This is a genomic window from Frondihabitans sp. VKM Ac-2883, assembly GCF_015350875.1.
In the GTDB taxonomy this organism is placed as follows: Bacteria; Actinomycetota; Actinomycetes; order Actinomycetales; family Microbacteriaceae; genus Frondihabitans.
This window is the reverse complement of record NZ_JADKSF010000010.1, coordinates 1-24,927: the sequence shown is the minus strand read 5'-3', so window position 1 is coordinate 24,927 and position 24,927 is coordinate 1. Positions and strand designations below refer to the sequence as shown.

The following is a 24,927-nucleotide window of genomic DNA, read 5'->3' as shown; positions in this document are numbered from 1 at the left end:
GCCGGTTAGGCTTGGGGACCGTGGCTCTCACTATCGCGATCGTCGGACTCCCCAATGTGGGCAAGTCCACCCTCTTTAACGCCCTGACCAAGAACCAGGTTCTGGCGGCGAACTACCCGTTCGCCACCATCGAGCCGAACGTCGGCATCGTCAACCTGCCCGACCCGCGCCTCGGCGTGCTGGCGGGCATCTTCGGCAGCGAGAAGATCCTGCCCGCGCCGGTGTCGTTCGTCGACATCGCCGGCATCGTCAAGGGCGCGTCGGAGGGGGAGGGGCTCGGCAACAAGTTCCTCGCCAACATCCGCGAGGCCGACGCCATTGCCGAGGTCGTGCGCGGCTTCGTTGACCCCGACGTGGTGCACGTCGACGGTGAGGTCAACCCCGAGAACGACATGGGCACGATCAACACCGAGCTGATCCTCGCCGACCTCGAGACCGTCGAGAAGGCGCTCGTCCGCTACGAGAAAGAGCTGCGCCTCAAGCGCGTCGAGCCCATCACGCACGAGACCGCCGTCGCCGCCCGCGACGCCCTGCAGCGCGGCGAGGCCCTGTCGGCCACGTCGATCGACCTGTCGCCCATCGCGGAGCTCGGTCTGCTCACCGCCAAGCCGTTCATCTACGTCTTCAACGTCGACGAGACGATCATCAACTCGGAGTCGCGCAAGGCCGAGCTCGCAGCGCTCGTCGCGCCGGCCGAGGCGGTGTTCCTCGACGCGAAGATCGAGTCAGAACTCATCGACCTCGACCCGGAAGACGCCGCCGAGCTGCTGACCTCCACCGGCCAGGAGGAGTCAGGCCTCGACCAGCTCGCGCGCATCGGCTTCGACACGCTCGGACTGCAGACCTACCTCACGGCCGGCCCCAAAGAGACCCGCGCCTGGACGATCAGCAAGGGCTGGAAGGCCCCGCAGGCCGCCGGCGTCATCCACACCGACTTCGAGAAGGGCTTCATCAAGGCCGAGGTCATTTCGTACTCCGACCTCGTCGAGACTGGCTCGATCGCCGACGCCCGCGCGGCCGGCAAGGCTCGCATCGAGGGCAAGGAATACGTCATGCAGGATGGCGACGTGGTGGAGTTCCGCTTCAACAACTAGGCCTCTCTCGAGGTGTGGACGACCGCTCTCTGGGCACCTGCCCACACTCCGCCCGCGGTGCTTCGCTGAGGTATGGCCGTCTCACCGATGTTCCCGCTCGGATCAGTGCTGTTCCCCTTCATGCCAATCCAGCTGCGGATCTTCGAGCCGCGGTATCTCACGTTGGTCGGCCGCTTGCTCGACGAGGAGGAACCCGAGTTCGGCGTCGTCCTCATCGAGCGCGGATCAGAAGCTGGGGGTGGCGACCAGCGCGCCTCGGTCGGGACGATGGCGCGCCTCGTGAGCGCCGCCGCGGGCGCCGACGACCTGTTCATCGTCGGCCTGGGGACCAAGCGGTTCACGGTCGAGCGGTGGGTCGACGAAGACCCGTACCCGCGGGCCGAGCTCTCGATGCTTCCCGATCTCGAGTGGTCCGAGAAGCTCGCACCCCTGCGGGACCAGGCCGAAGCAGTGGTCCGCCGCTTGATCACCCGCGCCGCTGGGCCTTAATCGGATGACGACATCGAGCTGTCGGACGATCCCGTCGCGGCCGTCTGGCAACTGGCGGCGATGGCCCCGCTGGGTGATTACGACATGTACGCCCTGTTGAGGTCGACGACGCTGGGGGGTCTCTTGCGTCAACTGATCGATCTGGTACTCGAGGCCGAAGAGCTCTGGTCTGCCGAGTGAGGCTTCTCACCTTCGCACCATCTCGGGGATCCGCGTCGACTGAGGACGATAGGGGCGTCCTCTCAGAAGGAGCCACGCGACGCTGCGCAGGAGAAGCGACGCCGGCCGTCATTCCAGCAAGGAGATCGGTCAGTAAACGTTCCTTCGAGAAGGAGCAGTGGCCCGATGTTCCTTCCGAAAGGATCAGCAACAGAAGCTAAGCGCCAGCCGAACCAGGCCCGGCCATGTGCTCCACGAGCCGCTGCGTCGCCTCCCGCAGCACCCGTCGCGCCACCTCCAGGTCAGCGGCATCGACACCGTCGAACGACAGAGCCGTCGCACGCCCCACAGGATCCGGAAGCTCGGCCCAGAGCGCACGCCCGGCGTCGGTGATGCTCAGGATGCGCTGCCGCTGGTCGACCTCGTCGGCCACCTGCGCCACGAGGCCCTTGCGCACGAGCGTCGCGACGACGCCGCTGAGGGTCGCCCGCTCGATGTTCAGCAGCTGGCTCAGGTCGCGCTGTTTCGTCGCACCGACGTTGGCGAGCTGGTACAGCACGTACCACTGGGTCGGCCCGAGGTCGTGCTCGCGCAGAACCGACTCGATCAGAGCGCGGGAGGTGAGGTAGTACTTCTTCGCCCACGCTCCGACCGAGTCGTGTTGGTCTTGGGGTTCGTCAGGCACCCGACATGGTTACCACGGAATCGTGGCGTCCTCCCAGCGGGTGAAGGTGCCGGTCGGGTCGTTCGGCCCGAACAGGGCGACGCGGACGACCTCGCGCGAGCCGTCTTCGACGGATTCGGTGCCCGCGAAGTTGTTCAGCGCCGTGCTCGTGAAACCGGGGGAGACCAGGTTGACCTTGATGTCGGTGCCCTCGAGCTCGATCATCATCGCCAGGGTCATCGCGTTCAGGGCCGCCTTGGAGGCGGGGTAGACCGGGCCGAAGATCGCGCGGTACGGGAAGCTCGGGTCGGCGTTCGACGCCAGTGAGCCCACGCCGCTCGACACGTTCACGATGCGGGCATCGATCCCGTCGCGAAGCAGCGGCAGCATCGCCTGGTAGACCGCGACGACGCCGAAGACGTTGACCTCCCACACCGCGCGGATCTCGTCGAGCGACGCCTGGCTGGCCGTCGACTGCGCCGCGTTCTGCTCCGTGGTGAGGCCCGCACCGAGGGTGTTCGAGATTCCAGCATTGTTGACGAGGAGGTCGAGGCGGCCGAAGCGCTCGCGGATGGCGCTGGCCGCGGATGCAATGGACGCAGGATCCGTGACGTCCAGCTGGATCGCATGGGCTCCGCTTCCGATCTCGGCCGCCGCCGCTTCGTCTTTCGCCAGATCACGTGACCCGACCAGCACGGTCACCCCGTGCTCGGCGAGCTCTTTCGCCACCTGCTTGCCGACGCCCTGATTTGCTCCGGTGACCAGTGCGATGCGTTCCGTGGGCATGGCGCCCTCCTTCGTGTTCGACGATAATTCGTTTGCTACCTCGCAATTATTGTCAGGTAGCAAACGAAACGTCAAGTCCCCCGAGAGCTAGGGGGCCGGGCTGCTCAGCAGCGCGCGTGAGTGGGCGCGGAGGGCCGTGCCCCGATAGATTTCCTCTGAACCTCGAAATCGAGGTCACCCCGACGAAAGGAACACCATGAGTCTCGGCGGAGGAATCTTCCTGCTCGTTATCGGCGCCATTCTGGCGTTCGCCGTCGACTTCACGGTCGCCGGCGTCAACATCCACCTGATCGGTTACATCCTCATGGCCGCGGGAGCACTGGGGATCATCCTCGGAATCGTGCTTCTCAGCCGTCGCCGCCAGGTGACCACCACCTCGCGCTCGGGCATCGACTCGGCTACGGGTGAGCGCGTCACGCGCCGTTCGACCGAAGACGGCGGCCCGCTCGTCTGAGTGACCCGCTAGACGGCGACGAAGTCGCGGATCGCCTCGCGCCACCCGGCCAGCTCGGGTGCCGACGAGGCGATTCGCATCTCGGCATTCGGCAAATGTGACGCCAGGTTCTCCGCAGTCGACACCGGGTGCCCCGGGTCGGTAGCCCAGGGCAGAAGCAGCACGGGAAGGTCGAGCGACCGGAGGTCGTCGGGTGGCGGCAGGTCGGACGAGCCCGCTCCGCGAAAGATGGACGCCGCGAGCTCGGGGCGGACATCGGGTTCCGGCGGATAGCCGACAATGTCGCGGAACAGCTCGGGCACCGGCGCTGCCGCCATCATCCCGGCCAGCACGCCGGTGCCGCGCGCATCCACCAGGTCGGCCATCTGGCGGTAGACGTCTGTCTGCCCGGCCCGCGTTGCCCAGGCGGTAGGCGGTGCGGTGAGCACGAGGCGGCTGAAGCGCTCCGGCCGCCTGAGCGCGGCGAAGAGCAGCGTCGCCGTCCCCATCGACGTGCCGATGCCGGCGACGGGCTCGTCGGGCGAGAACGTGTCGAGCAGTTCGAGTAGATCGTCGGCGAGCGACGACCAGGTGTACGAGGCCGGGTCGGCAGCGCCGGTCGATTCGCCATGACCGCGAGCGTCGTAGGTGACGAGCCGGTTGGTGTCGGCGACGCCGGAAAGATCGGGGACGCCGAGTCTCGAGACTTGCGCTCGGCTGCCCGAAAGACCGTGGGCGTAGACGGCGGTGGGGCCGGATCCTTGTTCCGAGAACGCGATCGTCGCGCCCTGCAGCTCGATCGTTCCCCGCGTGGTGTCAGCCATGTCGCCCTCTCGTGGTCTCGATCAGGCTAGACCCGCACGGGATCTCGAGGGCACCTCCGTCAGCTCTCGGCGGTCTTCGCGAAACCGACCATCCACAGCAGGTAGAAGCCGCCGAGGGCCGAGCAGACGAGCCCGACCGGAATCTGGAACGGATTGAGGATCCGCTGCGCCGCCAGATCACTCGCCGCGAGGAGGGCAGCCCCCATCACCCCCGACGGGAGAAGGCCGACCGACGAAAAGCCTGTCGCGGCACGGGCGAGACGCGGTGCTGCCAGGGCCAGGAATCCGATCGGACCGGCGGTCGAGACCGCCGCGGCCGCCAGCAGCGTTCCAGCCGCGACCATGGTCAGCTTCTGCCGTCGGGTGCGCACCCCCAGGCCGGTGGCGAGATCGTCGCCGAGTTCGAGGATCCCTGCCGGGCGGGCAATCGTGACCACGACGACCGACGCGACGAGCAGACAGGCGGCGAGAGGGACGATTCGATCCCAGGTGATCAGGTTGAGGCTGCCGTACTTCCACGCTCGCGCCGCCTCGGCCGATTCGAGGGGGGCGCGGCTGATCACGTAGTCGTTGACCGATGCGAGCAGCGCGGCGACGGCGATGCCGCCCAGGATGAGGCGGTCGCCCGAGAAGCGTCGTGCCGCGGCGAAGAGGGTGACGGCGGTGGCGCAGGCCAGGCCTCCGACGATGGTTCCCCCGGCAATCGACAGGGCCGACGGCGACGGGGTCAGGAGGATGACGACGAGCCCGCCGGTGGCCGCCCCGGTCGTGAAGCCGATGATGTCGGGGCTGCCCAGCGGGTTGCGTGAGACGCTCTGGAAGAGCGCCCCCGATACGCCGAGGCAGCACCCCACGAGGAGTGCGGCCACAGCGCGGGGCAGGCGCTGCTCAACGACGAGATAGCGTGCGGTCGCGGTTCCGCCGCCCGTGAGGGCATCGACGACACCGGACAGCTCGAGCCGGTAGGTGCCGGTGGCGACGGGCAGTGCAGCGATCGACAGAGCGACGAGCGCGAGGATCCCGGTCACGCCGATCACCCTGGGCCGAATGACCACCGACAGGGCGCCGATTCGCACAGCGCGGCGGCGGGAGAAGCCGCTCACGAGGCTCGCCGCGCGATGAGAAGGAGCAGCACCGGTGCGCCGATGAACGCGGTGACGATACCTGCCTCGATCTCGCCCGGAAACGAGATGATGCGGCCGACGATGTCGGCGGCGAGGAGGAGCGCGGGCCCCAGGACGAGACTCGAGACCAGGATCCGACGCTGGTCCGCTCCCCAGATCAGCCGACTGACGTGAGGAACGACGAGCCCGATGAACGAGATCGGGCCGACCGCCGCGGTCGCCGCCCCACACAGCAGCGTCACCGACAGCACGGCGGCTCCGGCCGCGAGGCGAACAGGGATGCCGAGGGATGTCGCCTGCTCGGTTCCCAGCGTCAGCACGTTCAACGTGCGCCCGGACAGGAGGGCGAGAGCGAACCCGAGCGTCAAGAACGGCGCGACGGTGACCACGACGTCCATGCCTCGCGACGTCAGCGACCCCACCACCCACGAGTTGAAGGTCGTGAAAGCGGTGGCGTCGCGCAGGATCATGATGCCGGTCAATGCGCTCAGGCTCGCCCCGAGAGCGACGCCGGCGAGCAGCAGCCGAGTCGGGGAGGCCCGGGATCGGCGAGTGGAGATGACGAACACGAGGAGCGCTGCGCCGGCGGCGCCGACGAGAGCGAACCAGGTGGAAGCGAGAGCCGAACCGCCGCCGAAGACCGCTATTCCGGTCACGACCGCGAGAGCGGCACCAGCATTGATGCCAAGCAGACCCGGTTCGGCCAAGGGGTTGCGGGTCAGGGCTTGAATGACGGTTCCCGCGACGGCGAGGGCTGCTCCGATCAGAACAGCGAGCAGGGTGCGGGGGAGGCGCAACTGCCAGACGATGATCGACGCCGACGTCGAGTCGTGGGCCAGGAGGCCCCGCATCACCTGCCCGGGGCCCAGCTCGCCCGATCCCACCAGGAGACTCGCGACGGCGAAGCCGATAGCGAGCACCCCAAGGGAAACGATGCGGATTGCCGCCCGGGGAGGGCCCGAGGCAGGGCAGCGGCGTTCGTCAGACATCACGAGTAATTAGGATAGCCTAAGCTAACTTCATGATGAAAAGAACGACCTCACCTGTTGCCATAGCCTTTGCAATCGCCACGGCCGCGACACTCTCTCTCAGCGGGTGTGCGCAGGTGTCTGGCACTTCGGCCACGGGCGAGAAGTCGGCCGCGACGCAGGGCGATGGCTCCTGGTCGACGCCGCGCACCATGCCCGCAGGGAAGGGCAGCGATGCCGACGACGGGGTCTTTCCTCGAACGGTCGCCCACTTCGAAGGCTCCACCACCATCCCATCGGCGCCGAAGAAGATCGTCGTGATCTCGACTGGGCAGGCGGACGCCCTGCTCACGCTGGGGCTCACTCCGGCTGCCTCGACCTCGGGCGACGGTGCCGACCTCATCCCCGCGTACCTCACCAAGGCGTTCCCGGCGAGGGCCTCGCAGCTGGCCGATGTCGTCGACGTCGGCAACCGCTTCGAACCCAACCTTGAAGCGATCGCGACCGTCGACCCGGATCTGATCCTCATGAACATCGCCGGGAAGGATGCGGTCGGCCTGTATGCCGGTCTCACCGCCATCGCCCCGACCGTCGCCACGCAGGGAACGGGAAAGTTCTGGAAACAGGACTTCCTTCTCCTTGCCGATGCCGTCGGTAAAACGCAGCAGGCCGAGGCGTGGCTGACGGACTACCAGGATGACGCCGCCGCCTTCGGTCGCAGCGTCGACGGTGATCCGGCCGTCTCGTTCCTTCGAAAGAGCGCCGATCGCACCCGGATCTTCGGTGTCGCCTCGTTCAGTGGCTCCGTCGCCGAGGACGCCGGACTTACTCGCCCGTCGACCCAGGCGTTCGCCGACGACACCTCGGTCGATATCTCCGCCGAACAGCTGTCGCAGGCCGACGGTGACTGGGTGTTCTACGGCGTCCAGGGTGGCGACGAGACCGAACTCACCGGCTTGCCGCTCTGGCCGACCCTGACTGCGGTGTCTGCGAAGCACGCCGTTGCGGTCGACGACGACACGTTCTTCTTGAATGTGGGCCCGACTGCGGCCCGTGCCGTGCTTCAGCAACTGAACAAAACGCTGGGGTAGATCGTCACGGTGTCATCGCGGCCGGCATTGCCTACCCGGTCCAGTCGGTCGGCACCTGCCGCCGAGTGGACCGGGACGCGACGGATGCCGTCTTCCAGGAGGCGAGGTAGGTGCGAATCGACTCCGCAGCGCTTCTCAGCTGGTCAGGCGGCCCCGGGTGGGCCATTCGGTATTCCAGATGGGTGTGGTCGCGGGCGATATCGCAGGTGCACGACACGCGGATCGGCTGCCCGGTGGCCAGGCTGCGGAACACCTCGGCGTGAGGCGAATAGCGGTGTTGGGTCATTTCACCGCGCTCGATTCGTCCGCGCTCATATCTGTGGGCTCATTTCTCCGCGCTCATATCTTCGGGCTCATTTCTCACGAGGAGTCGCCGCGCTGAATCGCCGCAGTCATCCCAGACGATCGTCTGACATAGATGATCGTATAGTGAGGGACCGGGAATCGAAAGACCCGGAGCAGCGCTCGTCTGAGGGGTTCCATGAATCAACGCCAAGCAGGAATGGCTCGCGCTCGACAGGAGATCGTCGAAGCGGCCGGTGCCGAATTCGCGGCGCACGGGTACGAGGGCACATCGTTCTCGGGTGTTGCCGCGGCGATGAACAAGCCGAAGTCGGCCATCGGCTACCACCTCTTCCCGTCGAAGCACAGTCTCGCCGTGGCTGTGATCGCCGATCAGCAGGCTCGGTGGCAGCGCTTCGACGACGCGATCCCGGCATCGCGAGGCGTCGAAAAGCTCGCGACGATGCTGCTGTCGTCAGCGCTCAACGCTCACGAATGCCCGATCGCCGCCGGATCGATTCGGCTCCTTCACGAGCTGCGACGGGCAGACATCGACGTGCCCGACGGGTACGACTGGTACCGCTTCGCCCGTGAACAGATCGAGGCCGAACTCGACGGGTCGCGATCGTCGCCCCTCGGTGATTCAGAGGCCGCCGCACAACTCGTGATCAACGCCACCTTCGGGGTGCTCGGCGCATTGCCCACTCCGGGTGGCCCGGGTGTCGAGGCGCGTCTGAAGGCCCTGTGGGTTCCCCTCTTCCAGTCCATCGGGATCGCCGACGCCGAGAGCGTCGTGTCTGGCATCACACCGCTCGCTTCCGAGAAACACTGATCCCGCCGGAAATCTGAGGACGCCCGCGGGGCAGGCATTCCGGCGCCGCAGCGGGTACCGTGCGGGCAATGACAGACATCAGCGGTGCGGTCGTTCTCGTGGTCGGAGCGTCGGGAGGCCTCGGGTCGCGAATCTCGCGGGAGCTTGCCGAGGCGGGTGCGGTCGTCGTACGCGGTGGCCGGAGCGCGGAACGTCTCAGCGGCGACGGCGCCTACCTGGCCGACCTTCGATCGCCCGAGGGGGGAGCCTCGTTGGTTGCTGCGGCCCTCGAGGCCCACGGGCGGCTCGACGGCGTCGTGGTGGCTGCCGGCGTGGTCGCCTTCGGCCCGGCGGGTGAGATCGACGACGCCACCCTTGACGAGTTGATCGACGTGAACCTTCAGGCTCCGATTCGGCTCATCAGGGCGGCGACGCCGGCGCTCGCCGAGTCGGCGAAGGCGGGTGGTTCACCGTTTATCGTCACGCTGAGCGGCATCGTCGCCGAGGTTCCGACGGCCGGCATGGCTGCCTATTCGGCGGCGAAGGCGGGCCTCGCGGCGTTCATGACCGCCGCCTCTCGCGAGTATCGGCGCCAGGGCATCCGGCTCCTCGATGCCCGGCCCGGCCATATCGGCACCGAACTCTCTCAGCACCCCATTGCCGGCACTGCTCCCGCTCTGGGCGCCGGGTTCGATCCCGATGACGTGGCGAAGCGCATCGTCCGGGCGATCGCCGACGACGAGAAGGATCTGCCTAGCTCGGCCTTCTAGCCCGGTTCGGCGTCGGCATGCTCGGCAGCCCCTTGCTCAAGCGCCGCTTTGCGTTTCTTCTTCGTCAGCCGCTCTGGAGGCCGATCTTCGAATTGACAGCGCTTCCAGACCTTCCACCAGGGCACGCGACGCCAATAGACGATGTCGGCGTATTTCGGCACGGTGTCGGGCAGTGACAGTCGGAACTCCCTCATGGTGCACTCGGGGATGTTGTTCAATTCCACTTTTGCGAGCTCGGCGATCCATCCGGGGAGTGGTTTATTCAAAGCCTTACAGACCGTGACGGCGAGCTGCGCGTCAGCTATCTCCCATGCTTCCATCAAGGACCTCCTCTTCTTGTAGTGTATTTAGCACCCGTTCTATAAGCACTAAATTGTAGCTCGAAACCGACGCGGGAGGCTGAGGATGGTCTGATTCGTGGGCGCTGTCGACGAACGTCCGCAAGGCGAAGCGCCCGACAGATCGAGCGCTTGCCCTCTCGTGCCAGCACTGATCAAAGGCCCATTTCAATCGCCGCCAGAGCTCGTCGCTCCGGTCGGCGCGCCAGCGCAATGTGGCAGTCAGAGCCACTCCGACGAACGCGAGGCCGGCAACGCCGACCGTGATGAGTTGCGTCGTTCCGAATACCCACGGATCGCCGGACATGAAGGTCACCCGATTGTGTAGATCACGCCGTAGCCGGCCTCCGCGCAGGCGGCCGTGAACTTCTGCGCTTCTGCCAGGAAGTGCCCGACGTAGCTCGTGTAATCGCGGATCCGGCCCGTCTCACGCACATGGCTTCGCCCACCATCGACGTACATGGCAATGACGTCGACCTTGTCGAAGCGTGCGATCTGGGTCGCGACGGTCGCGACCTGCTCCGGAGTGAGCACGGCGTAGTGCGGCTGATAAGCGAAACCGCTGTCGTAGTGGACGTTGCCGCGAACGAGATCCATTCCCCACTCGGCCGGTGAGCAGTGCGGCACCGTGAATAGCTCCTGGAGGTCGCGCCACGACTTGTCGAGGTCGAGGCGCAGCTGCTCGTCGTACGGTTTGTCGTCGTCGACGAGGGGATGCGAGTTGAGGTAGCCGACCGGATCGCGGCGGGCGAGATCGATGTCGGAGGCGAGGATCGGATAGGCGTAGTAACGAATTCCCATGCCGAGAATCCTGGCGACCCGTGCCGGATCCTGCGGGCGTTCTCCCCAGGGTGCAATGCGGAGAACGCAAGCGGCCGCTGGGGAGACGAGGACGCGCGAGACGCCCAGGCACACATCGGTGCCGAAAGCAATGGGTCAGTTGACGTTTCTCGGTTTGGGCCCGAACGGGCACACTTCTCTTAGACACCACCGACCTAGGAGGGCCGCCCAGTGTTCCACGTCGAAATCCAGGCGCGTCTCGCCAATGGCGCTGTCATGAACGTCTCGGCGACGAGCGAAGATCGCCGCACTGCGATCCGTCGCGCGCTCGACTCGATGCCCCTCGGCAGTGTCGCGGTCAGCACGGTGGTCACGTCGTCGTCTGAGCAGTCGAGGCTCTTCGCTCCGTCGAGCTGAGCCTTGGGGCGGCGCTGCAAGAACGGCTCCGCGCCGAGATCGCAGTAGTGGTCGCCGCTACCCGACCTCAACTGCGATCTCGGCGGCCCGAACGAACCAGCCCGGCCTACGCTCGGCCTATGCCGCACATCGTCTTCTCCGGTCAGAAAATCGCTATCAGCGACGCCCAGCTCGTCGAGGTCAAAGACGGTTTGCGCCACGCAGCAGCCGCCGGTGAGCCCGCCGAATTCGACCTCCTCGATGCCGAGGGCAACGCGACGTGGGTGCTCTGGACTCCCGGCGCCCCCATCGTCGTGAACGACGGCGAGATTCCGCCGCTTCCCGAGATCCCCATGCCCGACTTCTCGTCGCTCGGTCTGCCGGGATTCGGCGATCCGCCGCAGCAGCAGCGCCGCGTCGGCTTCTAGCGGACCAGGGCGCAGGATCCGGCGGAGCCGCGCTCCACACCGGGCCCTGCCGCACAAAAAGCCCTGCCGCACAAAAGGCCGGATCGCATGCACCTCGCAAGGTGATGCGACCCGGCCTCGTCGGTGCCGGCGCTGGTCTCAGCGCCGAGAAGCGACTACGCGGCGTTCCGCTGCGGCAGACGCCAGTTCGGCCGCACGAAGTGGCACGTGTAGCCGAAGGGGTCTTTCTCGAGGTAGTCCTGGTGCTCTTCCTCGGCCTCCCAGAATGGTCCGGCGGCGGTGACCTCGGTGACGACCTTGCCCGGCCAGAGGCCCGACTCATTCACGTCGGCGATGGTGTCGAGCGCGATGCTCTTCTGCTCGTCCGACATGTAGAAGATCGCCGAGCGGTAGCTGTCTCCGACATCGTTGCCCTGGCGGTTCTTTGTCGACGGGTCGTGGATCTGGAAGAAGAACTCCAGGATCTCGCGGTACGACGTCACCGCGGGGTCGAAGACGATCTCGACGGCCTCGGCGTGGCCGGTGTGGTTGCGGTACGTGGCGTTCTCCACCGAGCCGCCGGAGTAGCCGACGCGCGACGAGATGATGCCGGGCCGGCGGCGGAGCAGCTGCTGCGCGCCCCAGAAGCAACCACCGGCGAGGACGGCGGTCTCGGTCGTGGCGGGAGCCGGATCCTGGTGTGCTGCCGTGTCTGTTGCGGCGCTGGTGTCGGTCATGGGGTTCTCCTTCGGTGTGAACAGGGCTGAGTAGGCGCCGTATCCCTCGGCCTCGAGCGAGGCGGCGGGGACGAAGCGGAGTGCGGCGGAGTTCAGGCAGTATCGGTCGCCGCCGGCCGCGAGCGGGCCGTCGGGGAAGACGTGGCCCAGGTGGCTATCGCCCGAGGCCGACCTGACCTCGGTGCGCTTCACGAACAGCTTGCGATCGGTCTTGGTAGTGACGCTCGCGGGCTCGATCGGCTTGGTGAAGCTCGGCCAGCCGGTGTGGCTGTCGTACTTGTCGATCGACGAGAAGAGGGGCTCGCCGGTGACGACGTCGACGTAGATGCCGTCGTCGTGGGTGTCCCAGTACTCATTGCGGAACGCGGGTTCGGTGCCATTCTTCTGAGTGACGCGATACTGCTGCGGCGTCAGCTTCTCGAGAGCTTCGGGGGTCTTGCGGTAGTCGTTCGACACGGTGCCTCCTTGTGTCTGTCGGTCTACACGCCCCAACGCCGAGAGCGCCCAGAAAGTTCCCGCGCAGGCGCTCCTGTCAGACTGTCGCCTATGAGTCTCATCCGTCTGAACGACGTCTCCGTCCGCTTCGAGAACCGTCCCGTGCTGCGAGAGGCTTTCTTGAAGCTCGACTCCGGTGACCGGGTCGGCCTGATCGGGCGCAACGGCTCGGGCAAGACGACGCTGCTGAAGCTGATTCTCGAGCAGGTCGATCCCGACGAGGGCACGGTCACTGTCGAGCAGGGTGTGAAGGTCGGCTACTTCTCGCAGTTCTCCGAGCTCGACGGCACGCTCACCATCGTCGACGAGCTGGAGGCCCTCTTCTCCGACATCCGCGCGATCGAGGCCGAGCTGGCCACCATCGACGAGCGGATCGCCGTCGTGGCGATGGATCCCGACGGCGGTGACGAGCTGACCACGCTGATCGAGCGCCAGTCCGAGCTCTTCGCCGAGATGGATCGCCTCGACGGCTGGGAGTACGGCCGCCGCATCGACACGGCGCTTAGCGTGCTCGGGTTCAACGACGCGCACCGGACGAGCACGATCGACGATCTCTCGGGCGGGTGGCGCAACCGGGCGGCCCTGGCGAAGATCGTGCTGCAGGATCCTGACGTCCTCCTCCTCGACGAGCCGACGAACTTCCTCGACGTCGCGGGCGTGGAGTGGCTCGAGGCCTGGTTCCGCGACTTCAAAGGTGCCGCCATCGTGGTCTCGCACGATCGGAGCTTCCTCGACGCGATCGCGACCCGCATCGTCGAGGTCGAGAACTTCCATCTGCACGAGTACCCCGGCAACTTCGGCGAGTACATCGTGCAAAAGCAGTTCCGGCTGAAGACGCTCGAGCAGCAGTTCGCTCACGAGTCGGAGTTGCTCGCGTTCGAGTCGGAGGGGATCTCCGATCGTCGAGAGGCGGTCAAGGCGGCAAAGGCCGGTACAGGGCTCTCGAAAGAGCTCTCGAAGATCAAGAAAGCCCGTACGCCGCGACCCGTCGACCAGATCATCACCGAGATCTACGGCGGCCTGCACGTCAAAGACGTCCTTGGTCGCATCGAGGGGCTCGCCAAGGGCTACGGCGATCGAACACTGTTCGAAGGCGTCTCGTTCGAGGTGCGGCGCCGCGATCGCATCGTCGTGCTCGGTTCGAACGGCTCGGGCAAGAGCACCCTGCTTCGCGTGTTGACGGGTGACGAGAAGGCTGACAGTGGCTCAGCGAACTGGGCCGCCGGAGCGAAGGTGGTCTCGTACAACCGCATGCTCGACGAGCTCGACGGCAACGACACGGTCACTCACGCGGTCAATGCGATGCCCGACAGTCTCGCGCTGACCGCCACGCGCAAATCGGTGGGCCGCTTCTTGACGATGTTCCAGTTCTCGGAGGCCGACCTGCAGAGCCGCATCCGCACCCTCTCGGGAGGTCAGCGCGCGCGAGTCGCGATGGCCCAGTGCCTGCTGTCGGGCGCGTCCGTCCTGCTCCTCGACGAGCCGACCAACCACCTCGATCTCGCCAGCACGCAGGTGATGGAGCGGGCTCTGCAGCACTTTCCGGGCGCCGTCATCGTCGTCAGCCACGATCGTTTCTTCGCCGACAAGGTCGCGAACCGTCGCCTCGTCTTCGGAGCCGACGGGGCCGCCGCCTCCGAGCTCGAGATGAGCGCCGCATGAGCGACTCGTCGCACCGCTTCCCGGGCGCTGGCGCCCCGCGAACGGCAGTCATCGCAGGATCCGGCGACCTCGGCACCGAGGCCGGCCTCCGATTCGCTGAACGCGGCCTGCGTGTGGTCGGAATCCGACGCCAGGCCGACCTGCTGCCCGGCTCCTTCGACCGGCAGAGCCTCGACCTCTCGGTCGACGCACCCGTGATCCCGGCGGATACCGCTGTGGTCGTCGTTGCGCTCGCCGCCGGCAGCCGAGACCCCGACGTCTATCGCGCCACCTACCTCGACGGGCTCCAGCACGTGCTCGACGCCGTCACCGCCTCGGGGGCGTCGCCGCGTATCGTGTTCGTCTCCTCGACGGCCGTCTACGACGTGGCCGACGGCAGCGTGGTCGATGAAGACACCCCCGCCACGGCGTCGGGCCCCACCGCCGCGATCCTGCTCGAGGCCGAGCAGTTGCTCGCCTCCCGGTCCGCCGCGTCGGGCTGGAAGTCCGTCTCCCTCCGCCTCGGCGGCATCTACGGCCCCGGCCGCGAGCGTCTCATCGACCAGGTGCGCCAGGGCGCGCACGCCCCGCGCAACTCGCCGCACACGAACCGCATCCACCGCGACGACGCGGCGGCGGCCATCGTGCACCTCGCCCTCGACGTTGCCACGCCTCCTCCGGTCGTGCTGGGGGTCGACGACGAGTCGGCGCCCCTCTCCGACGTCTTGCGCTTCATCGCCGCCGAGCTCGATGTCGACGAACCGAGCGAAGGATCCGAGATGGCCAGGGGAGCAGCCGGAGACAAGCGCTGCGACAACGGCCTCCTGCATTCCACGGGCTTCGAGTTCGCCTACCCGACCTACCGCGAGGGCTACCGGGCTGTGCTCGCGGGTGCCGGGGTGCGGCACCCCTAGGGCCGGGGCGTGCTTTGGTCGCCGGCTGTCAGGCTGCCGGCCGCCAATTTGCGAGTGATCTCAATCTCGGCCGCGCGGATCCAGGCGAGCGTGGTGGCGGTAGGCCGAATCGCTCTCAAATTGGCGGCGGGGCCGGCAGCGGGACTACTCGAGCGCGCCCACGACGACGCGAGTGGCGTCCGCCAGCAGCCCGTCGTCGCTCGCAGCGTCGACCGTGCCTCGATCACTGAGCAGTGCGATGACGATCGGCGCGCGCCCCGGTGGGTAGGCGACGGCGATGTCGTTGCGCGTGCCGTACGACGCATTGCCGGTCTTGTCGGCGATCTTCCACGTCGAGGGCACTCCCGCGCGGATCCAGGGCGCACCGGTGGTGTTGCCGAGCATGAGGGTGGTCATCTCGGAGCGGCGCGGGGTAGCGAGCGCACCGCCGAGGAGGAACGAGCGGAGGTCGCCCGCGATGGCTGTGGGTGTCGTGGTGTCGCGCGGATCCTTCGGTATCGCCTCGTTCACGCCGGGTTCGGGACGGTCGACCCTCGTGGTCGCGTCTCCGAGCGAGCGGAGCGATTCGGTGAGCCCGGCGGGGCCACCCAGCTGATCGAGCATCAGGTTGGCGGCGGTGTTGTCGCTGTACTGGAGAGCGGCGGCGATGATCTCGCGCACGGTCATGCCGCTGGCGACATGCTTCTCGGTGACGGGGGAGTAGTCGACGAGGTCGCTCTCCGTGAAGTGAATCGTGTGGTCGAGCTCGGCTTCGGTCGACTGCTTGAAGAGGATGCCGGCGGCCAGGGCCTTGTAGGTCGAGGCGAAGGCGAAGCGTTCGCCGGGGCGATAGGCGATGGCCGTCTCGCTGCCGGAGGTGGGGCTGGTGTCGACGGCGAAGACACCGAGTCGTGCGCCGTACTTGTTCTCGAGAGCGCCGAATGCGGCCCTCGTCGACGGAGTGGTCGTTGCCGTGGTCGGGGTCGGGGTCGGGGTCGGGGTCGGGCTCGGGCTCGGGCTCGGCGCGGTCGTGCCCGCCGCGTCGGTGGCGGAGGCCGATACCGATGCCGGTTCGGTGTTGTTCGCCCCCCGCCCACCCTTCGTGCAGCCGGTCAGCAGCACGGCCGCAACGAGCGCGCTGGCGGCGATCGCGCTGCCGCGCCGTCTCACACGAGCCCCTGCGGCACGAATCGGTATCCCATGCCCTGCTCGGTGACGAAGTAGCGCGGGCTGGCCGGCACGGGTTCGAGCTTCTTGCGCAGCTGCGCGAGGTACAGGCGGAGGTACCCGGTGTCGCGGGCGTGCGACGGACCCCACACCTGGGTAAGCATGGCCTCCCGGGTGATGAGCCGGCCCGGGTTCTGCACGAGCAGCTCGAGCAGGCGCCACTCGGTCGGAGTGAGGCGAATCGCGCCGTCCGGCCCGGTGACGACGCGCGACGCCATGTCGATGGCGATGTCGCCGAGGCGCACGGTCGGCGACTCGCTCGGCCCCGCGAGCCGACGGGTGAGAGCTCGGATGCGGGCCAGCAGTTCGTCCATGGCGAAGGGCTTCGTCACGTAGTCGTCAGCGCCCGCGTCGAGGGCGTCGACCTTGTCGGCGGCCCCGGTGCGGCCCGAGACGACGAGGATCGGCACCTGCGACCAGCCCCGCAGCGCCTGCACGACCTGGACCCCGTCGAGGTGCGGCATGCCGAGGTCAAGCATCACGATGTCGGGGTGCTGCGAGATGGCCTGCGCGAGGGCGGCGGCACCGTCGGCAGCGGTGACCACCTTGTATCCGGCGGCGCCGAGGGTGATTCTCAGGGCCCGGATGATCTGCGGGTCGTCGTCGGCCACGAGGATCTTCATGCGTCAGGCTCCTTTTTCGGGGCGGGTGAACCTGAGGATCCGGGCCCACCGCCGCTCGACTCCGCGCCAGCCGCCACGGGAAGTGACACCACCATCGTGAGTCCACCTCCCGGTGTGTCTTCGGCGTCGAGCGTACCGCCCATGCCCTCGGCGAATCCCCGTGACAGCGCGAGCCCGAGTCCGAGCCCCGTGGTGTTGTCGGTGTCGCCGAGTCGCTGGAACGGAACGAACACCTCGTCTCGTCGCTCCTTCGAGATCCCCGGGCCGTGATCGGCGACCCGAAGTTCGACTCGTCCGCCGAACTCGCTCGCCGCGACGCGGACCCTCGTCGACGGCGGTGCGTGGCGGATTGCGTTGTCGAGCAGGTTGACGACGATCCGCTGCAGGAGCACCCCGTCGGCGCGCGCAGGCGGGAGGGAGTCGGCCAGTCCGAGTTCGACCCGGTCGGGGCCGAGGCCGAGTTCGTCGAGCGACCCAAGAACCACGTCATCCACGTCGACCGCGGAGAGAGACACCGCGAGGACGCCGGCCTGCACCCGCGACACGTCGAGCAGGTTGGTGACGAGGGTCGCGAGCGAGTCGAGGCTCTCGCTCGCGGTCGTGAGGAGTTCGTCGCGGTCGGCAGCCGACCACTCGACACCGGGGGAGCGAAGGCCCGTTACGGCGGCCGTGGCGGCGGCGAGCGGTCGACGGAGGTCGTGGCCGACCGCGGCGAGCAGCGCGGTGCGCATCTGGTCGGCCTGGGCGAGGGGGGCTACCTCGTCGGCCGCCTGCCGGAGGGCGGATCGTTCGAGGGCGGCGTCGACCTGAGTGGCGATGACGCCCAGCAGACGCTGCTCGGTGGCGGCGAGGGTGGGCCCGCGGAGCTCGAGCGAGCCGTGTGACCCGGCCGGCACTGTCGTGATCCGGTCGTCGCGGTCGGGCTGCCCGGACTCCGACACCACTTCACCATCGGAGAGCACTCGCACGCTGGTGAGGCCGAAGACCTCGCGGGTGCGTGACACGAGGGCCTCGAGGGCGTCTTGGCCGCGCAGCACGCTCCCGGCGACGGTCGCGAGGAGCTCGGATTCGGCGAGGGCTCGGGCGGCAGATCGGGATCGGCGGGCCGCCTGGTCGACGACGTACGAGACGAGCAGGCCATTGACCACGTAGAGGCCCAGGGCGATGAAGTGCAACGGTTGATCGATCGTCACGCTGTGGATCGGTTGCACAAAGAAGAAGTCCAGGGTGAGCCCGGAGAGCACAGCGGCGACGAGGGCCGGCCAGATGCCGCCGACGAGGGCGATCACGACGACGAGCAGCTGGTAGACGAGCACGTCGCTGGTGAGGGTGTCGTCGGAGCGGAGCGCCGTGAGGAGCCAGGTCACGAGCGGCCCGAGCGCGAGCGTCAGGGCAAGGCCGATGAGCCGGCGCTGGAGCGTCAGAGCGCCGCCGACGCGGGGGAGCGTGAACTGGCCGCCCGCTCGGGCGTGCGAGACGATGTGCACGTCGATGGAGCCCGATTCGCGGATCACCGTGGCACCGATGCCGGGGCCCGAGAGCGCTGCGGCGAGTCGCGAGCGTCGGCTGACCCCGATCACAAGCTGGGTGGCGTTCATCGACTTCGCGAAGTCGACCAGAGCGCGCGGCACATCGTCGCCCATCACCTGGTGGTAGCTGCCGCCGAGCTTCTCCGCGAGCGCACGCTGCGAGGCGAGCGCGCCGGGGTGCGTTTCGGCGAGGCCGTCCTGTCGGCTGACGTGCACGACGATGAGATCGCCTCCCGCCGAGCGGGCAGCGATCCGAGCGCCGCGTTTGACAAGGGTGTCGCCCTCGGGGCCGCCGGTCAGGGCCACGACGACGCGTTCGCGGGCCTCCCACTTGCTGTCGATGCCGTGCTCGGCCCGGTAGGCCTTGAGCGACGACTCCACCTCGTCGGCCAGCCACAGCAGGGCGAGCTCGCGGAGGGCCGTCAGATTGCCGAGCCGGAAGTAGTTGGAGAGGGCGGCATCGATGCGGGCGGCGGGATACACGTTGCCCTCGGCGAGGCGATCGCGGAGAGCCTGCGGGGCGAGGTCGATCACCTCGATCTGGTCGGCCGAACGGAGCACGGCGTCGGGGATCGTCTCGCGCTGCGGTGCGCCAGTGATCTGCTCCACTACGTCGCTCAGCGATTCGATGTGCTGCACGTTGACGGTCGAGATGACGTCGATGCCCGCTTCGAGCAGGTCGAGCACGTCTTGCCAGCGCTTCTCGTTGCGACCGCCCGGGGCGTTGGTGTGGGCGAGTTCGTCGACCAGGGCGAGGCTCGGGCGGCGCGCGATCACCCCGGCCACGTCGAGCTCGGTGAGCTCGACCCCGCGGTGCCGCGAGACCACTCGGGGGAGGATCTCGAGTGAATCGGTGAGGGCGGCGGTCGCAGCCCGGCCGTGCGTCTCGACGACAGCCACGACGACGTCTCGCCCCTCGGCTTTCAGTCGCGCGCCCTCTTCGAGCATGGTGAAGGTCTTGCCGACACCGGGGGCGGCGCCGAGCAACACGCGGAGCTGCCCTCTCTTCACGCTCACCCCCACCTCTCGTCGAACACCCACATGGTCAGCCCCCACGGTATCGGGCGGGGCGGATCCCCTTCGAATTCGAGGCGACTAGCCTGGTCTCATGCCCTCAGACATTGCACGCCTCATCGACCACACGCTGCTCAAACCGGAGGCGACCCGCGCCGACGTCGATGCCCTCATCGCCGAGGCCGCGGAGCTCGGCACCTACTCGGTGTGCGTCTCGCCCTCGATGCTGCCCGTCGTGATCCCCGAGGGGTCTGACCTTAAGGTCGCTGTGGTCTGCGGGTTCCCGAGCGGCAAGCACACCTCTGCGGTCAAGGCCGCCGAGGCAGCCGAGTCGGTCTCGCTCGGGGCCGACGAGATCGACATGGTGATCGACATCGGCGCGGCAAAGGCCGGCGACTTCGACGGCGTCGAGCGCGACATCGCCGCGGTTCGCGCCGCGGCACCGGCCCCCACGGTGCTCAAGGTCATCATCGAGTCGGCAGCCCTGACCGACGACGAGATCGTCGCGGTCTCGAAAGCCGCCGAGAGCGCGGGCGCCGACTTCGTGAAGACGTCGACGGGCTTCCACCCCACCGGCAGAGCCACCGAGCACGCCGTCGAGCTCATGGCCGCGACCGTCGCTCCTCGCCTCGGCGTCAAAGCGTCCGGTGGCGTCCGCAGCCTCGACGACGCGCGCCAGATGGTCGCCGCAGGCGCCACCCGCCTCGGAGTCTCGGGCTCGCGAGCGATGCTCGCCGCCGACGACACGGCGGGTGCAGGATCCCACACGGCCGGTTATTGAGACCGGTCGCGTGGGTCTGCCCCCGCTCGCCGACTCGCTTCTAGAGAACCGGCTGCTGCGGCGTCTCGAGCGACTCCAGGACCTTGTCGATCTCGCGCAGGAAGTCGGGGATGTCGTCCGGGTTCCGTGAGGTGATGAGCGTCCACGAGCTCGAGTCGTCGCGGACCACCGACTGATCGACCCAGTCGCCACCCGCATTCACGACGTCGGTGCGGAGCGACGGGAACGACGTGAGCTTCTTGCCCGACACGACCTTCGACTCGACGAGGGTCCAGGGCGCGTGGCAGATCGCCGCGATGGCGCCGTGGGCATCGACGACGGATCGCACGATCTCGACGGCACGCTCGGACGTCCTGAGGGTGTCGGCGTTGATGGTGCCGCCCGGGACGAGCAGAAGACCGTAGGCGGCGGGGTCGGCGTCGTCGAGGGTGATCGTCGGCGTGACCGATTGGCCCGGCTTCTTGTCGTCGACCAGGGTCTCGATCGGGTCGAGCGTGGTGGCGGCGATGTCGACGTGTGCTCCTGCCTCGCGCAGGTGCTCGACGGGCTTGACGAGCTCGTCCTGTTCGATGCCGTAGTTGGTGACGATGGCCAGAACGCGGCGGCCGGTGAGATCGGTGGTCATGATGGGCTCCTTCCGGGCGTCGACTCCGACAACCCTTACGCCCGTGACCGTAGTCTCGCCACGTCGTGTCGAGTCCAGCTTGCGGGGGACAGCGGCGCTCACCGAGGTCGCCTCAGCTCAGGATGTCTTTGGTCGAGAAGCGACCCCACGCGAGAAAGCCGAAGACGACGAGGTAGCCCGCTTGAAGCAGGGCGTTGTCGCCGAACGACCCCCACGAGAGCGGTGTGCGGAGGAGGTCGCCGAACTCCAGCCAATGGTCGGTGAAAAGCCACGGGTGGAGGAACTCCAATTGGGGCAATGACCCAAGGATCTGCGCCACTGTCGACAGCACGATGGTCGCCGCCATGGCTCCGACGGGCACCGAGGTCAGCGTCGAGATGAAGAGGCCGATCGCCGACAGCCCGAGCAGTGAGACGGTGACGTACAGGGCGAGGAGTAGCAGGCGGAGCACGTATTCGCCGAAGGAGACGGTCTGCCCGGAGAGAAGCGTGACCGGCCCCACCGGAAAGAGGATCGCCCCGATGATTCCGCCGACGACCACGACGACGAGAGTCGCGGTCAGACAGAACAGCGCCGTCGCGAGGTACTTCACGACCAGCAGGCGCACGCGTCCGGCCGGGGCGACGAGCAGGTAGCGCAGCGTTCCGGCACCGGCCTCACCCGCAATCGTGTCGCCCGCGACGACGCCGACGGTCAGCGGCAAGAAGAGGGGAATGGCGACCACGAGGGCCGTGAGCGAGACGAAGAGACCGTTCTGAGTGATGTCGCCGAGGAACGCCGGCCCGCCGCCTCCTCCGTCGGACGTCACCCGCACGGCGATCGCCAAGAGGATGGGGATGGCCGCCAGCGCACCCAGCATGGCGATGGTGCGTACTCGACGGAAGAGCGTGCGGACCTCCGACCCGAGCAGCGCGAGCCCCAGCGAGCTGCCGCCCGTCGGTCGAGAGGCCGTCTTGTTCGGCGCGGTGTCATTCGGCCAGGTGCCAGCGGGCACGGTGTCATTCGGCAACGGCGAATCCTTCTCCGGTCAGGTCGACGAAGCGATCCTCAAGGGTCGCTCCCGACACCGAGAAGCCGCGCACGCGCACACCACCGGCGACCAGGGCCGCATTCAGGCGTTCCGGCTCCTGTTCGGTGGTCGGCAGCGCAGCGGAGACACCCGTCGGCAGGAGCTCGGGTTCGAGGCCGAGAGACGCAAGGATCCGCTGCGCCGCCTCGGCATCCGGTGTGACGACGGTGACGCGTTGCACACCCTGGCGCCGCACGTCGTCGAGCGTGCCCTGAAGCAGCAGGCGCCCCGCACTCATCACGCCGACGTGCGTGCACATCTGCTCGATCTCGCTGAGGAGATGGCTCGACACGAACACCGTGGTGCCGTCGGCGGCGAGAGAGCCGATGAGCGACCTCACCTCGCGCGTGCCCTGCGGGTCGAGGCCATTGCTCGGCTCGTCGAGGATGAGCAGGTCGCGCGGCATGAGCAGTGCGCCGGCGATTCCGAGCCGCTGCTTCATCCCGAGAGAGTAGGCGTGAGCTTTCTTGTCGGCGGCGTGACCGAGCCCGACCCGGTCGAGGGCCTCGTCGACACGGGAGTTGCGGGTCGCGCCGGGCGCGTCGCGGTCGGCTGTGTCGAGCCGGCGCAGATTGGCCCGGCCGGAGAGGTAGGGCGCGAACGCGGGGCCTTCGACCAGGGCGCCGACACGCGGCAGGACGCTTCGAAGATCGTCGGGCATGCGGGATCCTAAAAGCCGGATCTGGCCGCCGGTCGCCTGGGTCAAACCGAGGAGCATGCGAATGGTCGACGTCTTACCCGAGCCGTTCGGCCCGAGAAAGCCGTAGACGCTTCCGCGAGGCACCGCGAGGTCGACGTCGTGGACGGCCCGCTGGCGTCCGAAGGCCTTGGTGAGGCCCGTCGTCTCGATTGCGAGTTCGGTCGTCGCCACGAGGGGGTCGGCGGTCACGGGTGGCAGAGCGGGGGTTACTGCGCGGCGACGGCGGCTTGGAGGGCAGAGGGGGTCACGGCGCCCGCGTACACCTCGCCGTCGTCGGTGATCAGCACGGTGACCAGCGACGTCTTGAGCAGGCGTCCGCCGTCGACCGGTGTGAAGACCTGACCGAGCGTGTCGTCGCTCGAGAGCGCACTGACCGCCGATGTGGGAAGGTTCGCACCGATGATGGTCGACCATCCGGTGCCGATGACGGTCGGCTGGGCTCCTGCCTTCGCCTTCGCGATGCGGTCGTTGCGGCTGGTGATGCCGGGATGGGACTTCGTGGTCGTGCCGCCCGCGTGCGCCGAGCGGTCGGGCACCGCGATCTTCTTCACGGTCGCGCCCTGTGGAGGCGTGAAGGCGAACGTCGAGGCCGCCGGGGTGGAGTAGTCGATCGAGGTGAACGAGACGGAATAGGCCGGGTCGGTCTGGCCCTTGGCCGTCACCGCGACTCGCAACGGAACCCCGGTCGTGGCATCGACGGCCAGGGTCGCGGTCGCGATCAGGCTGCTCGAGTCGTTGGGTGCGAGCGTGACCTGATAGGCCTTCTGGCCGGCGATGCGAACGTTCTCTGAGGTAGAGACCGTCGTGTAGCGAGCGATTGCCTTGAGGGCCGAGGCTGCGGCGGTGGCCGGGTCGGTCGGCACAGCACCGGTGGAGGGCGTCGCGCTGGCCGAGGGCATGTCTTCGTCTCGGCTGGGGAGGGTGAGGTGCACGGCCGACTTGTCGCTGGAGTCGTAGGCCCAGACGGAGGTGCCGTTACGGATGACGTCGCGCTCCGCCAGCTGGTCGAGCGTCTGGACGCGCGACTTCGAGGAGCCGTCGACGAACACACGGGCCTTGTGCGTGCCACTCAGCTGGCTGACGATGTCGGAGACGCCCGAGCCGTCGTCGCCCGAAGTCGCCCCGCCGAACGACGAGAGGTCGGGAAGACCGAGGTTGGCCGTCTGCTCGACGGTGCCGGAGAACGACGTGCCCGCGCTCTTCTCGGCGAGAGCCACGATCTGCGCCGCTGACTTGGAGGGCAGCGAGACGCCGGCGTTGGCCATGCTGGGAATGGCGACCGCGCCCGCGATGACGACGGCGGGAACGGCGATCGCGGGGATCCACCGGAGCTTCGATTTCTGCAGCATTGCTACGACCTTCTTACGCGACTCATGTGATTCGGCAGGCTACGTCGCGAGTCTGCGAGCCGACTCGGAGAAGCGGCGATCGGTCGACAGGCGTCAGCCTGCCGTCTTCATGACCCCGGCAGTGAAGTTCTGCACGCGCGCCAGAAGCCCGGCGGCGCGTTCGGCGATCCGCTCCGGAGGATTCAGATGGGGCGGTGCGACGCGGATCAGGAGGGAGCACGCGAGGTCTTCGCAGATGTACGTGCCGAGGGTGTTGCCGTTCAGCCCGGCCTCGCCAGCCCGGGGTGCTGTGAACAGACGCACCTGGGTGGCGGGTTGGGGAGAGTGGCAGAGAGAGCACATGGCGGCGATGCCGGGGCGCAATGTCGTGGAGGCGGTGCGAACGACGAGGCCGGTTGGCCGGTCATCCATCCAGACGACGATGTACCCGCGCAGATGGGCCTGGCTGTCGCGCCACCCGAGGAATTCGCGCTCCTCCCAGAGCATCTCGTGCAGCCCGGGAATGGGCAGACGGTCGAGATCGCCGGGGAGGGCGTTCACGAACGACGAGCGGATGTCGTCTTCGGTCAGCGGCTTCACAGTCGGCCCTTCGCTCAATCGGTGTCGGTCCAGCCTAGCTACGGCCTCCGACAGAGGCCCGCAGGCCCGCTGCTGCCGGGCGTACGCCGAACGGCCCGACGCACAGGGTGCGACGGGCCGTTCGGATGGTGCTGGGAGGGGGTGTTACTTGGTGATCTGGGCGCTGATGGTCGCGACTCCGACGAGGAGGTCGGCCTTGACGGCGTCGGTCTTGAAGGTGGAGTTCAGCAGTTTCGCGGCGACGCCGGA

General features: G+C 67.9%; 28 protein-coding genes. 11 read left to right on the top strand and 17 right to left on the bottom strand.

Going from position 1 to position 24,927, the window contains the following annotated elements; translation table 11 throughout:
- The first annotated feature begins 20 nt into the window (after window positions 1-20).
- Both ychF and ITJ49_RS15805 read left to right on the top strand, forming a co-directional pair.
- Window positions 21-1,094: a redox-regulated ATPase YchF gene (gene ychF, locus ITJ49_RS15810; RefSeq protein WP_194606535.1), complete on the top strand. Its 1,074-nt coding sequence runs from the start codon at window positions 21-23 to the stop codon at window positions 1,092-1,094.
- A 72-nt stretch (window positions 1,095-1,166) separates the two neighbouring features.
- Window positions 1,167-1,583 carry an LON peptidase substrate-binding domain-containing protein gene (locus ITJ49_RS15805; protein ID WP_370544570.1) on the top strand — a complete coding sequence of 139 codons (417 nt, stop codon included), beginning with the start codon at window positions 1,167-1,169 and terminating at the stop codon, window positions 1,581-1,583.
- Window positions 1,584-1,959: 376 nt separating this feature from the next.
- Here ITJ49_RS15805 and ITJ49_RS15800 read toward each other — a convergent pair whose 3' ends face one another.
- Both ITJ49_RS15800 and ITJ49_RS15795 read right to left on the bottom strand, forming a co-directional pair.
- A complete protein-coding gene (locus ITJ49_RS15800) occupies window positions 1,960-2,427 on the bottom strand; it encodes a MarR family winged helix-turn-helix transcriptional regulator (RefSeq protein ID WP_123942884.1) in 468 nt (155 codons plus the stop codon).
- Between the two features lie 9 nt (window positions 2,428-2,436).
- Window positions 2,437-3,192, bottom strand: coding sequence for an SDR family NAD(P)-dependent oxidoreductase (locus ITJ49_RS15795; protein ID WP_194606534.1), 756 nt, complete (start codon window positions 3,190-3,192; stop codon window positions 2,437-2,439).
- Window positions 3,193-3,388: 196 nt separating this feature from the next.
- Between ITJ49_RS15795 and ITJ49_RS15790 the strand changes: the two genes are divergently transcribed.
- Window positions 3,389-3,646, top strand: a complete 258-nt coding sequence (locus ITJ49_RS15790; protein ID WP_055963154.1) for a DUF6458 family protein — start codon at window positions 3,389-3,391, stop codon at window positions 3,644-3,646.
- Window positions 3,647-3,654: 8 nt separating this feature from the next.
- Here ITJ49_RS15790 and ITJ49_RS15785 read toward each other — a convergent pair whose 3' ends face one another.
- Genes ITJ49_RS15785 through ITJ49_RS15775 form a run of 3 tightly spaced genes read right to left on the bottom strand, consistent with a single transcriptional unit; the run spans window position 3,655 to window position 6,562 of the window.
- The gene (locus ITJ49_RS15785) at window positions 3,655-4,449 is read right to left on the bottom strand and encodes an alpha/beta fold hydrolase (RefSeq protein ID WP_194606533.1); all 795 of its coding nucleotides are present in this window, start codon (window positions 4,447-4,449) and stop codon (window positions 3,655-3,657) included.
- A 59-nt stretch (window positions 4,450-4,508) separates the two neighbouring features.
- The gene (locus ITJ49_RS15780; RefSeq protein ID WP_194606532.1) at window positions 4,509-5,552 is read right to left on the bottom strand and encodes an iron chelate uptake ABC transporter family permease subunit; all 1,044 of its coding nucleotides are present in this window, start codon (window positions 5,550-5,552) and stop codon (window positions 4,509-4,511) included.
- Window positions 5,549-6,562, bottom strand: coding sequence for an iron ABC transporter permease (locus tag ITJ49_RS15775; protein WP_194606531.1), 1,014 nt, complete (start codon window positions 6,560-6,562; stop codon window positions 5,549-5,551). Before ITJ49_RS15775 ends, ITJ49_RS15780 begins: the two co-directional genes overlap by 4 nt.
- A gap of 116 nt (window positions 6,563-6,678) precedes the next feature.
- Between ITJ49_RS15775 and ITJ49_RS15770 the strand changes: the two genes are divergently transcribed.
- The gene (locus ITJ49_RS15770; RefSeq protein WP_370544569.1) at window positions 6,679-7,632 is read left to right on the top strand and encodes an ABC transporter substrate-binding protein; all 954 of its coding nucleotides are present in this window, start codon (window positions 6,679-6,681) and stop codon (window positions 7,630-7,632) included.
- A gap of 31 nt (window positions 7,633-7,663) precedes the next feature.
- Here the strand turns inward: ITJ49_RS15770 and ITJ49_RS15765 are convergent, their stop codons facing one another.
- Window positions 7,664-7,918 carry a hypothetical protein gene (locus ITJ49_RS15765; RefSeq protein WP_194606529.1) on the bottom strand — a complete coding sequence of 85 codons (255 nt, stop codon included), beginning with the start codon at window positions 7,916-7,918 and terminating at the stop codon, window positions 7,664-7,666.
- A 195-nt stretch (window positions 7,919-8,113) separates the two neighbouring features.
- Here ITJ49_RS15765 and ITJ49_RS15760 point away from each other — a divergent pair, with 195 nt between their 5' ends.
- Together ITJ49_RS15760 and ITJ49_RS15755 are read left to right on the top strand one after the other, a co-directional pair.
- Window positions 8,114-8,746 (top strand): helix-turn-helix domain-containing protein, encoded by a 633-nt coding sequence (locus ITJ49_RS15760; RefSeq protein WP_194606528.1) that lies wholly within the window; start codon window positions 8,114-8,116, stop codon window positions 8,744-8,746.
- Window positions 8,747-8,814: 68 nt separating this feature from the next.
- Window positions 8,815-9,495 carry an SDR family oxidoreductase gene (locus ITJ49_RS15755; protein ID WP_194606527.1) on the top strand — a complete coding sequence of 227 codons (681 nt, stop codon included), beginning with the start codon at window positions 8,815-8,817 and terminating at the stop codon, window positions 9,493-9,495.
- Here the strand turns inward: ITJ49_RS15755 and ITJ49_RS15750 are convergent.
- Complete coding sequence (locus ITJ49_RS15750; RefSeq protein WP_194606526.1) at window positions 9,492-9,815, bottom strand: hypothetical protein; 324 nt, start codon at window positions 9,813-9,815, stop codon at window positions 9,492-9,494. The two genes, ITJ49_RS15755 and ITJ49_RS15750, sit on opposite strands and share 4 nt — an antisense overlap.
- Before the next feature lie 330 nt (window positions 9,816-10,145).
- A complete protein-coding gene (locus ITJ49_RS15745) occupies window positions 10,146-10,634 on the bottom strand; it encodes a DUF1877 family protein (RefSeq protein ID WP_194606525.1) in 489 nt (162 codons plus the stop codon).
- Window positions 10,635-10,844: 210 nt separating this feature from the next.
- On the opposite strand from ITJ49_RS15745, the gene ITJ49_RS15740 reads away from it, so the two are divergent.
- The gene (locus ITJ49_RS15740) at window positions 10,845-11,030 is read left to right on the top strand and encodes an HPF/RaiA family ribosome-associated protein (RefSeq protein ID WP_194606524.1); all 186 of its coding nucleotides are present in this window, start codon (window positions 10,845-10,847) and stop codon (window positions 11,028-11,030) included.
- Window positions 11,031-11,149: 119 nt separating this feature from the next.
- A complete protein-coding gene (locus ITJ49_RS15735) occupies window positions 11,150-11,437 on the top strand; it encodes a hypothetical protein (protein ID WP_194606523.1) in 288 nt (95 codons plus the stop codon).
- A 155-nt stretch (window positions 11,438-11,592) separates the two neighbouring features.
- On the opposite strand, the gene ITJ49_RS15730 is transcribed toward ITJ49_RS15735, so the two are convergent.
- Complete coding sequence (locus tag ITJ49_RS15730; protein WP_194606522.1) at window positions 11,593-12,609, bottom strand: bifunctional methionine sulfoxide reductase B/A protein; 1,017 nt, start codon at window positions 12,607-12,609, stop codon at window positions 11,593-11,595.
- Between the two features lie 90 nt (window positions 12,610-12,699).
- Between ITJ49_RS15730 and ITJ49_RS15725 the strand changes: the two genes are divergently transcribed.
- Both ITJ49_RS15725 and ITJ49_RS15720 read left to right on the top strand, forming a co-directional pair.
- Entirely contained in the window at window positions 12,700-14,310 is a 1,611-nt protein-coding gene (locus tag ITJ49_RS15725) for an ABC-F family ATP-binding cassette domain-containing protein (protein ID WP_194606521.1), read from the top strand.
- Window positions 14,307-15,203, top strand: coding sequence for an NAD-dependent epimerase/dehydratase family protein (locus ITJ49_RS15720; protein WP_194606520.1), 897 nt, complete (start codon window positions 14,307-14,309; stop codon window positions 15,201-15,203). Before ITJ49_RS15725 ends, ITJ49_RS15720 begins: the two co-directional genes overlap by 4 nt.
- 144 nt (window positions 15,204-15,347) lie before the next feature.
- Here the strand turns inward: ITJ49_RS15720 and bla are convergent, their stop codons facing one another.
- Genes bla through ITJ49_RS15705 form a run of 3 tightly spaced genes read right to left on the bottom strand, consistent with a single transcriptional unit; the run spans window position 15,348 to window position 19,572 of the window.
- A complete protein-coding gene (bla, locus tag ITJ49_RS15715) occupies window positions 15,348-16,352 on the bottom strand; it encodes a class A beta-lactamase (protein WP_194606519.1) in 1,005 nt (334 codons plus the stop codon).
- Window positions 16,349-17,032, bottom strand: a complete 684-nt coding sequence (locus tag ITJ49_RS15710) for a response regulator (protein ID WP_194606518.1) — start codon at window positions 17,030-17,032, stop codon at window positions 16,349-16,351. Before ITJ49_RS15710 ends, bla begins: the two co-directional genes overlap by 4 nt.
- The gene (locus ITJ49_RS15705; protein ID WP_194606591.1) at window positions 17,029-19,572 is read right to left on the bottom strand and encodes an ATP-binding protein; all 2,544 of its coding nucleotides are present in this window, start codon (window positions 19,570-19,572) and stop codon (window positions 17,029-17,031) included. The genes ITJ49_RS15710 and ITJ49_RS15705 overlap by 4 nt, the downstream gene beginning before the upstream one ends.
- A gap of 97 nt (window positions 19,573-19,669) precedes the next feature.
- Between ITJ49_RS15705 and deoC the strand changes: the two genes are divergently transcribed.
- The gene (deoC, locus tag ITJ49_RS15700) at window positions 19,670-20,356 is read left to right on the top strand and encodes a deoxyribose-phosphate aldolase (RefSeq protein WP_194606517.1); all 687 of its coding nucleotides are present in this window, start codon (window positions 19,670-19,672) and stop codon (window positions 20,354-20,356) included.
- Between the two features lie 40 nt (window positions 20,357-20,396).
- Here the strand turns inward: deoC and ITJ49_RS15695 are convergent, their stop codons facing one another.
- From ITJ49_RS15695 to ITJ49_RS15680, 5 genes are all read right to left on the bottom strand, one after another.
- Window positions 20,397-20,981: a type 1 glutamine amidotransferase domain-containing protein gene (locus ITJ49_RS15695; RefSeq protein WP_228514608.1), complete on the bottom strand. Its 585-nt coding sequence runs from the start codon at window positions 20,979-20,981 to the stop codon at window positions 20,397-20,399.
- Window positions 20,982-21,093: 112 nt separating this feature from the next.
- Window positions 21,094-21,990, bottom strand: coding sequence for an ABC transporter permease (locus ITJ49_RS15690; protein ID WP_370544568.1), 897 nt, complete (start codon window positions 21,988-21,990; stop codon window positions 21,094-21,096).
- Window positions 21,980-22,939 (bottom strand): ATP-binding cassette domain-containing protein, encoded by a 960-nt coding sequence (locus tag ITJ49_RS15685; protein ID WP_370544567.1) that lies wholly within the window; start codon window positions 22,937-22,939, stop codon window positions 21,980-21,982. Before ITJ49_RS15685 ends, ITJ49_RS15690 begins: the two co-directional genes overlap by 11 nt.
- A gap of 17 nt (window positions 22,940-22,956) precedes the next feature.
- Window positions 22,957-24,099 (bottom strand): sigma-E factor regulatory protein RseB domain-containing protein, encoded by a 1,143-nt coding sequence (locus tag ITJ49_RS17705; RefSeq protein WP_228514607.1) that lies wholly within the window; start codon window positions 24,097-24,099, stop codon window positions 22,957-22,959.
- 93 nt (window positions 24,100-24,192) lie between these two features.
- Window positions 24,193-24,678, bottom strand: a complete 486-nt coding sequence (locus ITJ49_RS15680) for an FBP domain-containing protein (RefSeq protein ID WP_055963094.1) — start codon at window positions 24,676-24,678, stop codon at window positions 24,193-24,195.
- Window positions 24,679-24,927 lie beyond the last annotated feature (249 nt).

Bases quoted from the DNA above. Each gene is read 5' to 3' on its own strand.
- ITJ49_RS15805 (WP_370544570.1), top strand. From the start codon at position 1,167: ATGGCCGTCTCACCGATGTTCCCGCTCGGATCAGTGCTGTTCCCCTTC.
- ITJ49_RS15795 (WP_194606534.1), bottom strand. From the start codon at position 3,192: ATGCCCACGGAACGCATCGCACTGGTCACCGGAGCAAATCAGGGCGTC.
- ITJ49_RS15790 (WP_055963154.1), top strand. From the start codon at position 3,389: ATGAGTCTCGGCGGAGGAATCTTCCTGCTCGTTATCGGCGCCATTCTG.
- ITJ49_RS15785 (WP_194606533.1), bottom strand. From the start codon at position 4,449: ATGGCTGACACCACGCGGGGAACGATCGAGCTGCAGGGCGCGACGATC.
- ITJ49_RS15775 (WP_194606531.1), bottom strand. From the start codon at position 6,562: ATGTCTGACGAACGCCGCTGCCCTGCCTCGGGCCCTCCCCGGGCGGCA.
- ITJ49_RS15765 (WP_194606529.1), bottom strand. From the start codon at position 7,918: ATGACCCAACACCGCTATTCGCCTCACGCCGAGGTGTTCCGCAGCCTG.
- ITJ49_RS15760 (WP_194606528.1), top strand. From the start codon at position 8,114: ATGAATCAACGCCAAGCAGGAATGGCTCGCGCTCGACAGGAGATCGTC.
- ITJ49_RS15755 (WP_194606527.1), top strand. From the start codon at position 8,815: ATGACAGACATCAGCGGTGCGGTCGTTCTCGTGGTCGGAGCGTCGGGA.
- ITJ49_RS15750 (WP_194606526.1), bottom strand. From the start codon at position 9,815: ATGGAAGCATGGGAGATAGCTGACGCGCAGCTCGCCGTCACGGTCTGT.
- ITJ49_RS15745 (WP_194606525.1), bottom strand. From the start codon at position 10,634: ATGGGAATTCGTTACTACGCCTATCCGATCCTCGCCTCCGACATCGAT.
- ITJ49_RS15735 (WP_194606523.1), top strand. From the start codon at position 11,150: ATGCCGCACATCGTCTTCTCCGGTCAGAAAATCGCTATCAGCGACGCC.
- ITJ49_RS15725 (WP_194606521.1), top strand. From the start codon at position 12,700: ATGAGTCTCATCCGTCTGAACGACGTCTCCGTCCGCTTCGAGAACCGT.
- ITJ49_RS15720 (WP_194606520.1), top strand. From the start codon at position 14,307: ATGAGCGACTCGTCGCACCGCTTCCCGGGCGCTGGCGCCCCGCGAACG.
- ITJ49_RS15710 (WP_194606518.1), bottom strand. From the start codon at position 17,032: ATGAAGATCCTCGTGGCCGACGACGACCCGCAGATCATCCGGGCCCTG.
- deoC (WP_194606517.1), top strand. From the start codon at position 19,670: ATGCCCTCAGACATTGCACGCCTCATCGACCACACGCTGCTCAAACCG.
- ITJ49_RS15695 (WP_228514608.1), bottom strand. From the start codon at position 20,981: ATGACCACCGATCTCACCGGCCGCCGCGTTCTGGCCATCGTCACCAAC.
- ITJ49_RS17705 (WP_228514607.1), bottom strand. From the start codon at position 24,099: ATGCTGCAGAAATCGAAGCTCCGGTGGATCCCCGCGATCGCCGTTCCC.